This is a genomic window from Tenacibaculum agarivorans (assembly GCF_001936575.1).
Classification (GTDB): domain Bacteria; phylum Bacteroidota; class Bacteroidia; order Flavobacteriales; family Flavobacteriaceae; genus Polaribacter; species Polaribacter agarivorans.
Genome location: NZ_MSMP01000044.1, coordinates 22,058 through 34,643, shown reverse-complemented (window position 1 = coordinate 34,643; position 12,586 = coordinate 22,058). Strand labels below are relative to the sequence as shown.

The window sequence follows — 12,586 nt, the reverse complement described above, 5'->3', positions numbered from 1 at the left end:
TAAGTCTGAATATTATCAAATAGAACTCAATGATGATATATCTCGGTTTTTAAATCCTAATTTCTCAATTTTTGAATTAGAGAAGTTTATGCCCAAATGTTTTTTTCTTACTATAAAGAATACTAAAAATCTTAGGATTATAGGAAAGGAAGTTGGTCTCTCAGAATTAATTATCGAGAATGATGATGCTCCAGTATTAAATTTTTTTAACAATAAAAATTTAGAAATTAAAAATATTAAAGCATATCATGATCTTCCTGTTGAATTAGAATGTGGTATTCATGCTCCAGTATTTCAATTTGTAGGTGACTCACATGTTAAAATAAATAATTGTGACCTAAACGGTAGTGGTACTCAAGGAATTTATGGAATGGATTTAAGACGTTTTAGGTTGGAGAATTCCGTTATTCATAATTGTTCTAATACAGCAATGACTTTTATAAATTCTGATTTCTGCTTTGTTGTATGTAGTTTAAATCCTTGTTGAGTAAGTTTCTGTGTTATTTCGTCTTTTGGATTTATTTTTAAGATTTCTATATGAACATGCTTGTAAAAAACTTTTCTTAAACTTGTCATCAATTCTTTTTTATTCGTCTCAGAAATAGTATCGAATGCAATAAAATAACTAAAGCTTTCAGTGTTTAGGTATCTACCTAGATATATATTTTGATCGATATTAATACTCTTAGTTTTATCTATCGATTTAACAAAATCTTTAATGGTAGATTTATCAGGTTTTCTAAAAATTGTATGTAGCTCTTTTATTTTTACTTTTTTTGAAAGTAAAGAATCACGATTGAGATTAAGTATAATATCTTCAGTAACGTCAATTCCTCCTCTTGAATTTGTTTTTAAGCTTTTTAATGTATTGGTTACCCCGTTTAGAGACCACCAACCTAATATCGATGATAATAAGTTATACTTTAAGGTGTGTTTTTTAGTGTCTTCTTTTTTTAGTAGATATGCTGGAGATACAGTAAAAATATTGCCTGCTATTAAAGATATACTGTATTGATAGACAACAAAACGATAACCATTATCAATTCTTTTTTGTAGACTTTGCATATTTAAATCATCTACATTTTTCAATTTACAAACCAACTTATTCATTCTTTTTCTAGTTTTCTTTATATAAAACAGAAACCTGATTGGAATGAATCAGGCTTCTGTTTTTTTTATTTTAAAATAGTATTTGTTAGCTCAATACTTCTTTAATTCTTTTTACAGCTTCGCGTAACTGTAATTCAGATGCTGCATAAGACATACGGATGCAATTTGGCGCACCAAAAGCATCTCCTGTTACTGTTGCAACATTTGCCTCTTCTAATAATAACATAGAAAAATCGGAAGCATTGTTAATTTCTTTACCTTTAATTGTTTTTCCAAAGAATGCAGAAATATCTGGGAAAATATAAAAAGCTCCATCAGGAACATTCAATTGAATACCTTCAATTTTCTCTAATAATCCAAGTACAATGTCTCTACGAGATTTAAACTCATCTACCATATATTGTACTTTGTCTGGAGAAGCTAAAACGGCAGTAATTGCCGCACGTTGCGCTATACAGTTAGTTCCAGAAGTGATTTGTCCTTGCATTTTAGTACATGCTTTAGCAATCCATTGTGGAGCACCAATAAAACCAATTCTCCATCCTGTCATAGCAAAAGCTTTTGCCAAACCGTTTACTGTAATTGTTCTATCATACATACTTTCAATTGCAGCAAAACTAAATGGTTTTGTACCATAGTTGATGTGCTCATAAATTTCATCAGACATTACAAAAATCTGAGGGTGCTTTTCTAAAACAACAGCTAATGCTCTATATTCTTCTTCTGTATAAATAGTTCCACTAGGATTATTCGGAGAATTGAATAATATTAATTTTGTTTTAGGAGTAATAGCAGCTTCTAATTGCTCAGGTGTAATTTTAAAATTCGTTTCTATAGTAGAAGGAATTTCTACAGAAACCGCTTCGCATAATGTAGCAATTGCAGAATAACTTACCCAGTAAGGACATGGTAATAACACTTCATCACCAGGGTTTAATAACACTTGCATTACATTAGCAATAGACTGTTTTGCTCCTGTAGAAACAACGATTTGATTAGGTGTGTAATCTAAATTATTATCTCTTTTAAACTTAGTACAGATAGCTTCTTTTAAATCTGCGTATCCATCAACTGGAGTATAAGAGTTATAATCCTGATTGATTGCTTCAATAGCAGATTCTTTAATAAAATCTGGAGTATTGAAATCTGGTTCTCCTAAGCTTAAGCTAATAATATCTTTTCCTTGGCCTTTCAGTTCTCTTGCTTTAGCAGCCATAGCTAAAGTTTGTGATACAGGTAAACTGTTAATTCTGTTAGATAATGCTTCTGACATCGTATGGTTAATTATGCTAGTTGTGGTTTTTTTCCTAATTCGGCAATATGCTTGAAATGTTCAATGATTGCTCTTCTAGTTGTTTTGTATTCGTGATATGGTAAGTTAAACTCTTTAGCAGTTTCCTTTACTATTTTTGCTATCTTTTTATAATGAATATGTGAAATATGAGGGAAAATATGGTGCTCTACTTGATGATTTAACCCACCTGTAAAGAAGTTGATAAACCAATTTTTTGGAGCAAAATTAGAAGTAGTGTATAATTGATGAATAGCCCATGTGTTTTTCATTGTACCACTCTCATCTGGTAAAGGCATTTCCGTTTTAGGAACAATATGTGCTAGTTGAAAAACAAAACTTAAAATGATTCCTGCTGTATAGTGCATAGCAAAGAAACCAATAAGTACTTTCCACCATGCAATATCTAAAACCAAAATAGGTAGCACTAGCCACATAGCATAGTAGGCAATTTTAGTAATAATAAGCTTAGTCCATTCTACTTTTGGATTTGGGAATTTACCATAAGAAAGTTTTCTTTTTAGGTAACGATGCATCTGTTTAAAATCGGTTGTTATGGCCCAGTTAATGGTTAACAATCCATATAAAAATGGAGAATAATACTTTTGATATCTATGAAATGGTCTCCATTGGGTATGTTGAGAGAATCTAATAATTCTTCCAGCATCTATATCTTCGTCATGATCTTGAATATTAGTGTAAGTGTGGTGTAGTACATTGTGCTGAACTTTCCAATTGTAAACATTTCCAGCTAAAACATACATGCTACTTCCCATAAGTTTGTTTACCCATTCTTTACTAGAAAAAGATTCGTGATTACTATCATGCATAACATTCATACCAACACCAGCCATTCCAATACCGATAACTATAGTTAATAAAAATTGTAGCCATTGTGGCATATCTACGGTAAGGATTATAGCAAAAGGAGCTAAAAAAAGCGTAAACATAATGATAGCTTTTGTATATAGTTTCCAGTTACCTGTTCGCTTAATATTATTTTCTTTAAAGTAATCGTTTACTCTTTTATTTAAAGTTCTGAAGAACTTGGCTTTATCTATTCTTGAAAATTTAATCGAATTCATTGTACTTTTTAAAGGGGTAAAAATAAGTGTTTTTAGTTCATATATAATCTGATAACGGAAGTTTTTAACGATAATTATTGATTTGTAGAAATCTTAACTTCTCATAATTGTTCTTATTTTTGTCAGGCAAAATTTACCGTATGGATATCATCTTAAAATATTTTCCTAATATAACAGAAAATCAGATAGAACAATTTAGTCTTTTACAAGATTTGTATGAAGATTGGAATCTTAAAATTAATGTGGTTTCAAGAAAAGATATTGATGAGTTATATTTACGACATGTATTACATTCTTTAGGTATAGCGAAAGTAATGGAGTTTAATCCTGGAACTTCAGTTATGGATGTTGGAACCGGGGGTGGTTTTCCAGGTATTCCTTTAGCAATACTATTTCCAGAAACAAAATTTCACTTAGTAGATTCTATTGGAAAAAAGATAAAAGTAGTGAATGAAGTTGTAGAGGGGTTAGGATTAGAGAATGTGAAAACTACACATGGAAGGGTAGAAGAGGTAAATGAAACTTATGATTTTATAGTAAGTAGAGCAGTGGCGCAAATGGAAACTTTTCATAGATGGATTAAAGATAAAGTTCAAAAGAAGCAAAACCATGAACTTAAAAATGGGATTTTGTATCTTAAAGGTGGTGATTTAACAGAAGAGTTAGCTAAATTTCCAAAAGCTATGATTTACGATTTGCCTGATTATTTTGAAGAAGATTTTTTTGAGACCAAAAAAGTAGTACATCTTCCTGTAAAGTATAAAGGGTGAAAAAGAGGTTGTCTAAAGTATAGTCATTATAATGTTTCTGATAATGACATCAATTACTTTTAAACAACCTTAATTTAAAATTATTAGCTTAGTTTGATGAGAATTGCCATTGTTTATCGTTGTTTGTAACTCCAACGCTTAAATTATTTGTTCTCAGAGAAACGCCTTCAGTACTTCCATTACCAGCAGCAGAAGCAAAAGTGCCGTTGTTCTCAATGAATTGAAGTCCCTTGATTTCAGGAACTCCGTCACTAAATGTAACTTTGTATGTTTTGTCTCCTGTTTTAGATAGTGTAGCAGTTGCGTTTGATTCTGTTACTTGCGGAACACTATTAATAGTATATTGAAGTACACCGTCATAACTAGTAATTAAATTGTCAGGTACATTCACAAATCTTGCTCCTTCAGGAACATTGTCATCACTACAAGAGACTAAAATAACGAGGGTTAAAAAAAATACAACTTTAGAAATTAATTTCATGCTTTTTACAGATTTCATAATTATTAAATTTTTATGGTTTGATGATGAAAGTACTGTAGATGAAATTTGTTTTGATATTGTTGTGGATTAACCGCTTTTTTAAGTGTCTAAAATGATTTTTTTTGAGGAAAACTTCCCTAGATTATTTGTAAACGCTTTAAAATTTCTGATTTATAAGTTCTACCAACAGGTATGCTTAGATTATGATATTTTAGATCGATACTTTGATCACTTTCAGAAAAAGATGTTATAAAATTCCAATTAATCAAAAATGATCGGTGAGTTTGAATAAACTGATTACTATTCAATGTTTTTAAAAGACCCGTGATAGAATTTCTAACAGAGAACTTTTTCTCGTCTAAAGTTACGATGGTACAATAATTTTTTGAGTCTGTATGGGCGTATAAAATTGTATCTAGGCTTATTTTATGGAGTTTATTGCCGCTTCTTGCAAAGAACTCTTTTATGGTTTCTATGGTTGTAGTATTGGAGTTTATTAATTTTTCTGCTAAGATTAAAGATGCTTTTAAGTCACTTTCTTTAATGGGTTTAGTTAAGTAGGCAATTGGAGCTAATGTAGAAGCTTTTTCAATGATAGTATCGTCTTGCTCAGAAGTTATAAATATAATAGGAATGTTATAAAATTCTTTTATTTTACCAGCAAGCTGAATACCAGCTTCTCTTTTTTGAAGATGGATGTCTATTAAAACGATATCAGGATTGAGTTTCCCAATTTCATCTAAGGCGTCAATTGGAGTGTCATTACTGCCAATACAAATATGGTTTAAATTCTCTAAAGAAATTTTGATATCTTCAAGCTGGAATATTTCATCTTCTATAATATATACTTTCATAAGTAGTTGCTTAGACGGTTTATAAATTTAAGGTTTATTTTATAGGGAAACTTAAATCAAATTTTGTGCCTATACTATTTTCTGAAGATGCATTAATTTTTCCTTCATGTAGTTCTACAAATTTTTGCACTATTTTTAATCCAATTCCCATACCATTTTCACCTTGAGTTCCATTAATCGTACTGTTGTTTCTAAATGTAAATAAATGTTCTAATTGTTGTTTGGTCATACCTATGCCAGTATCAATAATAGAAAAATTGAAAGAATTGATACTTTTAGAACTCACTATTTTAACGATTCCATTTTCAGTAAATTTTAAAGCATTACTAATTAAATTTCGAAAAATAACATGGAAGGCACCTTTGTCAAATAGTATATTTTCATCTTTTTCTAAGTCTAATACGAGTTCTGTATTCTTTAATTTGGCATGATAGCTATAATTTCCTATTATTTCAGATAACTCTTTTTCTATTGAAATCAGTTCTTCTTTATAATTATAACTATTCATTTGTTGTAAAGACCAATTCAAGATATTGTCTAAAGTATTTGATAATTTTTGAGAATTATTTTCTAGTTCTTGAGAAAGGGCAATAGTTTTGTCTTTATCGCCTTTATCGGCATAATGTTTTATTACTTTACCAGCACGTTGAAAAGGGATGAGCATTCCTCTTAAATCGTGAGAGAGAATGGAGAATAAACGATTTTTAACCGCATTTAATTCAGATAGTTCAGCATTGTTTTCTACTAGTTGAATTCCTTGTTTTTTAATTTTTGAATACGTGAAAAATCCAAAAATTAAAAATAAACCAATGCTTACTAGTGAAAAAATAAGAACTCTCTGATTTAATTTTGATTGCACAATTTGTTTTTCTTTTAAAGCATTTTCTTCATTGAGGTTAGCTATTTCTAATTCTTTTTTTTGTGTATCATACTTTTTTTCTAGTTCTGCTACCTTAGTTTTAGTAGTTTTATTTTCTGTCGAATCTTTTATTTTGTGGAAAAGCTTTAAATATGTATTTGCTTTTGAATAATTTTTAATCAATTCAAAATATGAACTTTTACGTTTATATAATGTTTCTCTAAAATTAGCAGTATTAGTTTTTTTAAGTTGTTGTTCTAATTCATTAATGTATTTTTTTGCTTCAGTGATATTTTTATTGTGTAAGCTAATTCTAACCATTCCATCAACAATACTAAATTCATTCATATCTGACATTTTCTTTGTGGAATTAGTTTTAATTTTGGTATTGTAAGCTTTTGTTAAGAAAACTTCTGCTTTTTTGTAATCTTTTATCATATCTAAATAAATAGTTCCTTTAGAATGATATCCGTCTGCTATAAAATTATCGTTATTCAGTTTTTTTGCAATATGAATACTTGAGTCTATAGATGTTATAGCTTGTTGGTATAAATTTGATTTTTTTTGAGCGTCTGACATTCTAGAGTAAGTCAGCATTTTTACAAAATCATTTTTACTTTTAGTGTTAGCAATTAATGATTTGTTATAATACTTTATTGCTAAATCAAATTGATCTAATCTTTTATATGCTGTAGCTAATACATTATAATAAACATCTATTTCTGAAGAGTTTTCACGTTCAAGTATTGTAATTGCTTTTATATAACTGTCCACCGCTTTTTCATAGTTAGATAACCGTATAGCATATGTTCCTTGATTCCCATAACATGAAGGAAGTTCATTAATGATGTTATTCATTTCTGAAAAAACAACAGAAGAATCAGTATATTTTAAAGCGGTTTTGTAATCTGATTTGATGTCTGCTAAATAGGCATAAGTTTGATAATATAAAACCCAATGCTCGCTTTTAGGATAGTTTGCTAAAATTTTTTTTGTTCTTTTTAAAACTTCCTCAGCCTTTTTTTCTTCATTTTTTAGAGCATGTGCATATGCTCTTTTGCTGTAAGCTTCAGCTAAGAGTTCTTGTTTTTTGTTTTTTATAGCAAGTAAAATAGCTTTATCAAGATAATGTGCTGAAGAGTCAGCGTTTCTGAGGTTTATATAAAGATAACCTTGATTTATAAATATTTTAGCACGACAAATATCATCAACTTTTGATGCTAATTTCCAACTAATTTTATTAATTAGTTTATAATTCTGTGTAGTATCTATGATTTTTTTCCATTCATTACAATAGTCCTTTTTTTGTGAATGAATACATACATATAACAGAAAAAAAATAACTGCAAAAGCTTTTTTTATAGGCATTATAAAAGATGTTTAATTGATGATATAGAGTGAAATCTACAAAAAAACTAAACAATGTTACACCTAAATTTAAAATAAAAAGTAGACTATGTTTAAAATAGTCTACTTTTCTTGAATTTATAGTTAGATTTTTTGATTTATTGTTTTTCTCCATCAAATGAAATAGGACAGAATCCTTTTTCGATAGTCAAATCATCAAATCTCATATCAATTTCAATATCGGAAGCATATTCTCCATCTATTACAACTGAGGTAAATTCTTTAAAGTTATTCATTTTTCCAAATTGTACCCCATAGATAGATGGAACACCATTACTAAAGTCTAAACGATACACTTTGCAACCTGTTCTTACAATTTTGCAAATTCCTTTTTTTGTGTATACTCCGGGTGCTTTTAATTCGCCAGTGTAGATACCGATTACCTGATCAGGTAATGTAGAAACTTCATTAGAAGCACATTCATAAAACGCATTTCCCCTGTATCTTCTACCGTTATTAATTGTTGTGGAAGTGTGTTCAGAATATTCTTCCTCCGTACCACTTTCAATATTGATACTTCCATTTCCTGTTCTAATGCTAACATTTCCATTTGAAGCGTCAATACCCAAGCCTCCTGTTCTAATATTTACATGATCATTTTTTTGAGTGTTAATACTCTGATTTCCATTTTTAATTTGAGTTGAATTTCCTCTGGTATTAATACTTTGATTCCCATTTTGTATTTGTGTAGAGCTTCCATTAGTAAATATGTTTTGATTTGAAGAAGTATCATCGTTATCTTCAAAACTACCATAGTTGGTGGTAATTAAATCACCTTCAAAAGCTATAAAGCTAGAAGCTGTAGTATTACCTACACTTAAGCTACCGTCCAAGTCTAAGGAAATGCCTAGCTTTTTGCCTTTAAATACTGTAGTAGCGGTAAAAACATCATCATCTTGATTGAATTTAACATTTCTAATGGTGCCAACTCCATTGCTAAAAGATAAACTGTAAGAGTTAGATCCAGTTTTTCTTAGAGTACAAGTGCCTTCAGGATTTATGACACGTCTGCCCGTTAATTTTGTTAAAGTACCTTCGTAAGTCCCTATTAATTTTTTGGGAAGTTGATTGTGTGTAGTTGTTTGATTTACAATATAATTTTGGTTAGTTCCAAAAGAATGTAAATGATAAAAAGCTAATATAATAACTATACATAATGGCTTAAGTTTGTTCAAGTAGTTCATAATTTGTGTTTTTATGTTTTATCCTACTAGATCAAACTTAATACCTTATCTAAGCGATTACCCTTTAGTTGTGGGTGTTTGTTATATATATGTGGATTTTTGTTTCAGAAAAAGTGCTTCAATACTTTTTAAAAACTATCTTATAGTTTAAATACCTTGTGTACTTCTTTTGCATTTCCTTCTCCTATTTGAAGAATATATAATCCAGAAGATAATCCAGGAACGTCAATGAGTACAGTATTATTGATCGTTTCTTTTTGACCTTTGGCAACGAGTTGACCATTATAGTTGAATAGCTTATAGCTTGCTCCAGGTATGTCATCTACCAACGCATTTAAATTTAATCGATCAGTAAATGGATTTGGATATACAAACCAATTTCCTTCTTTACCTTCAAGATTAGGGTTTTGAGGAGTAACTTCAGCTATACATCCTTTAGCAATTGAATGTGTACTCTTTATAATATCTTCAATTTTACTATCTACAAAACTTTTACTGTTGGAATGATTAAAAAATGCATGATCTACAACAGCATCAGAAGCGCCTAAGAAATCCTGTAGTAAAGTGGCTAAGGTAGCTCTGTAATCGTATTGAATCGTTTCAATTTGATAGTTGTTTTTGTCTGTAGCTTCGGTTAAATCTGGATTTGTTCCAGAGACCCCGCCTTTTACAGGTTTTCCAAATACAAACATAGGAGCAATCTCACCATGATCAGTTCCTAAGTTTCCATTTTCCTTAGCTTTTCTACCAAATTCAGAATATGTCAATCCAACTACATCATCACCTAAAGATTGTTCATTTAAGTCTTTTACAAAAGCTTCAATCGCTGTAGAAACTTCAGTTAATAATTCGTGGTGTTTTCCTTTCACATCTCCGTTGGCTTGATTTTGACTATTGTGTGTGTCAAATCCTCCAATACTTACTAAGTATACTCTAGATTGTAATCCTCCACTAATTAACCTAGCTACCGTTTTTAACTGATCGGAAAGATTATTGTCTTCATATGTAGTTGCATTTTTACCTTTATCGAAAGCGTCAGAAATAGACTTAGCATATTTATTAGAGGTTTTATTTACATCTATAATATAAGCTAATTCTGTACCAAAATGTGAATTTGGAATCGTAGTTGGCGGTTCGCCACCAGCACCGCTTATCTCTGTGAAAAATCCTGCAGGATCTTGCCCTGTTATATTGATAGATAGTCCATGTTCTTCAGCTCCATGGAAACCAAGTTCTGTTTTATTATTTCCTATTTGTACACCTAAAGGATACGTTTCTTCAACTTCATCAGGATAATACTTTTCCATAAAACGTCCCATCCAACCTGAATCTTTTCCGTTATTCCAGCTGTTTCCATCATTTCCCGTTGAATAAATATCTTTAGAAGCAAAATGACTCTTGTTTTGCGAAGGATATCCAACAGATTGAATAATTCTAAGTTCTCCTTGGTCATATAATGATTTAAAACCCGTTAAAGCTGGGTGTAAACCAATTTGTTGATTATCGGCTAAAGATGCATCAAGTTTTATAAAACTATTAGCACCAGAGTTAGGGATTTTTATCGTTGGACGAAGATTAGCATACAGATCATAACCATCGATAGGAACAGCAGAATTTAATCCGTCATTACCACCTACAAGATTTACTAATACTAATTTTCGATTAGATATATCTCCACAGTCTGCTATATCAATATCTTTCAAAATAGCGCTTAGTTCAAAAGGCATTAATCCTAATGCTGAGGTTGCTGAAGCTAGTTTTATAAAATTTCTTCTTTTCATGGGATTCGTTTTAGGGGATGGTACTTTTTTACATTAATTGGAATTCTGGAGCATTAATCATTTGTATGATTAACGCATTCAATCTAGTTCTTACTACACTATCATCTCCAGTTCCTTGGTATCCTAACCAAGCATTGGTCCAATAATAGTCTGCAAAACCTTCTAATAGATTTTGAGCAAAATAGGCTTTCCTAAGATCGTCTATGGGTTCAGCATATAAGAAATCAGCTAGTTCAGTAATTAAATTAGTAGCATCGGCAGGATCAGCAATATTTGCTTCAATAAAGTTAACAATGTTTAATTCTACTCTAATGTTGCTGTTAAATCTAATTTTATTTCTACCAGAAAGTAGACTTTCCATGATTTTATACCTTGCTAAAACCGTATTTGAAGAAAACCAGTGTCTATCAAAATCAGGACTCTGATAGTGTGCAGGATATCCAGCTACTGAATCAGGAGCCCAAAGTTCCATACTTGCAGACTTTAAGAAAAAGTTATACAAGAAATTAAAGAAACCAAAGAAATCATCAGATTCTGTTACAGGGTCTGGTATTGTTATGTTGAAAAAGCTAATCAATTCATTGGCTAATTGTAAAGGGCTTTTTACAATACTTCCAATAATTTCATCATTATCTATAGCATCATCAGCATCATAGAAATGTTTAGAAGTTAGTAATTTCCTTAGTACAGGTAGAACCTCATAGTCACTGTCTTTTAACAAAGTAGCTAAAGGAACAATAACATTATCTTCAACATCATCTTCCCATTCACTTTTTACAAAGAATCGATATAACTTTCTTACAAAAGAAATAGCAGTAGCATCTTTACTAAATACCATTTCAACAAAAGCATCCAGCTCTTGAACAATACCTAACTCAGTATCATTACCAACAATTACAGTATTATCAAAAGCATGACTAAATGTTTTATCATCCTTATCATGTCTATTTTTATCTATTCTTCCCATAGGTATCCCTGTATCTGGATCAATAATACTTCTGTCGTATTTTGTCTTGATTCCAGAAAATACCTTAGCGGCTTGTTGAACATCTAATTCGGTAAAGTTTGTATAATCACCACTACCAATTTGTTCAGCTTTTAAAATAGTAAAAAGCTCTAGAAACTCTCTAGCGTAGTTTTCGTTGGGGTTATTTGCGTTATTTTTTGTGTTATCTAAATAACCTAACATTGAATTATCATAGGTTATTTTTTTAGACATGGTTTTTAAGTTGCCAAAAGCATAGTGTTCTAGTAACCTCATGTGGTCATAAAAATGAACTGAGGAACCTGCGTCAAATTTTGATACAGTAAAAGATGTATGCAAAAAGAATGTCATCTTTTGTAACAAAGAATTTTGATGCAATCCATTATACCACCACCAGTATGCTGTGTATATTTTTTTTCTAAACTGACCATCTAAATCTGATCCATCTGGATTAGAAGTCCAAAAACCATGAGGACTACCATCAGGTTTATTGTCATAAGGTTCTGCTAATTTGTTAGTTTCGATTGTTATTAATCGATCAAATGCTTGTTCAGGAGTTAAGGCTGCAAATTCATTTAGAGTAGCTTTATTATAAGTAAAAGAAGCCCTTCTAAGTAAATGCTTAGCTTTTCGTAATCCTAAAGCCTCACTATGTAGGTCTAGATAATTCATATGTGGGGATTATTAAATGGTTAGTAATTAGTTAATAACCGCTATAAAATTAATAACAATTAGCCTATAAACGCAAAAAGATTGGAAATATTTTTCCAATCTTTTAT

General features: G+C 30.4%; 11 protein-coding genes. 2 read left to right on the top strand and 9 right to left on the bottom strand.

Translation table 11 applies throughout. From position 1 onward, the window contains the following. The coding region (locus BVC87_RS23565; protein WP_200799220.1) for a hypothetical protein at positions 1-487 on the top strand (487 nt) is incomplete at its 5' end. On the opposite strand, the gene BVC87_RS20990 is transcribed toward BVC87_RS23565, so the two are convergent. The 3 genes from BVC87_RS20990 to BVC87_RS20980 form a co-directional block, all read right to left on the bottom strand. Next, positions 409-1,110 carry a hypothetical protein gene (locus BVC87_RS20990; protein WP_075344369.1) on the bottom strand — a complete coding sequence of 234 codons (702 nt, stop codon included), beginning with the start codon at positions 1,108-1,110 and terminating at the stop codon, positions 409-411. The two genes, BVC87_RS23565 and BVC87_RS20990, sit on opposite strands and share 79 nt — an antisense overlap. An 85-nt stretch (positions 1,111-1,195) precedes the next feature. Further along, the gene (locus BVC87_RS20985) at positions 1,196-2,383 is read right to left on the bottom strand and encodes a pyridoxal phosphate-dependent aminotransferase (RefSeq protein WP_200799219.1); all 1,188 of its coding nucleotides are present in this window, start codon (positions 2,381-2,383) and stop codon (positions 1,196-1,198) included. An 11-nt stretch (positions 2,384-2,394) separates the two neighbouring features. Then, positions 2,395-3,486 (bottom strand): fatty acid desaturase family protein, encoded by a 1,092-nt coding sequence (locus tag BVC87_RS20980; protein WP_075344368.1) that lies wholly within the window; start codon positions 3,484-3,486, stop codon positions 2,395-2,397. Positions 3,487-3,626: 140 nt separating this feature from the next. On the opposite strand from BVC87_RS20980, the gene rsmG reads away from it, so the two are divergent. Continuing rightward, the gene (gene rsmG, locus BVC87_RS20975) at positions 3,627-4,256 is read left to right on the top strand and encodes a 16S rRNA (guanine(527)-N(7))-methyltransferase RsmG (RefSeq protein ID WP_075344367.1); all 630 of its coding nucleotides are present in this window, start codon (positions 3,627-3,629) and stop codon (positions 4,254-4,256) included. A gap of 88 nt (positions 4,257-4,344) precedes the next feature. Here the strand turns inward: rsmG and BVC87_RS20970 are convergent, their stop codons facing one another. The 6 genes from BVC87_RS20970 to BVC87_RS20945 all read right to left on the bottom strand — a co-directional run bounded on the left by BVC87_RS20970 (position 4,345) and on the right by BVC87_RS20945 (position 12,479). Then, positions 4,345-4,755 carry a hypothetical protein gene (locus BVC87_RS20970; protein ID WP_143569867.1) on the bottom strand — a complete coding sequence of 137 codons (411 nt, stop codon included), beginning with the start codon at positions 4,753-4,755 and terminating at the stop codon, positions 4,345-4,347. Positions 4,756-4,874: 119 nt separating this feature from the next. Beyond that, positions 4,875-5,591, bottom strand: a complete 717-nt coding sequence (locus BVC87_RS20965) for a LytR/AlgR family response regulator transcription factor (RefSeq protein ID WP_075344365.1) — start codon at positions 5,589-5,591, stop codon at positions 4,875-4,877. Between the two features lie 34 nt (positions 5,592-5,625). Further along, positions 5,626-7,818 (bottom strand): tetratricopeptide repeat-containing sensor histidine kinase, encoded by a 2,193-nt coding sequence (locus BVC87_RS20960; protein WP_075344364.1) that lies wholly within the window; start codon positions 7,816-7,818, stop codon positions 5,626-5,628. 137 nt (positions 7,819-7,955) lie between these two features. Next, complete coding sequence (locus tag BVC87_RS20955) at positions 7,956-9,041, bottom strand: hypothetical protein (protein WP_075344363.1); 1,086 nt, start codon at positions 9,039-9,041, stop codon at positions 7,956-7,958. A 140-nt stretch (positions 9,042-9,181) separates the two neighbouring features. Further along, positions 9,182-10,822 (bottom strand): DUF1501 domain-containing protein, encoded by a 1,641-nt coding sequence (locus BVC87_RS20950; protein ID WP_075344362.1) that lies wholly within the window; start codon positions 10,820-10,822, stop codon positions 9,182-9,184. A 28-nt stretch (positions 10,823-10,850) separates the two neighbouring features. Continuing rightward, complete coding sequence (locus BVC87_RS20945) at positions 10,851-12,479, bottom strand: DUF1800 family protein (RefSeq protein WP_075344361.1); 1,629 nt, start codon at positions 12,477-12,479, stop codon at positions 10,851-10,853. Positions 12,480-12,586: the final 107 nt, after the last annotated feature.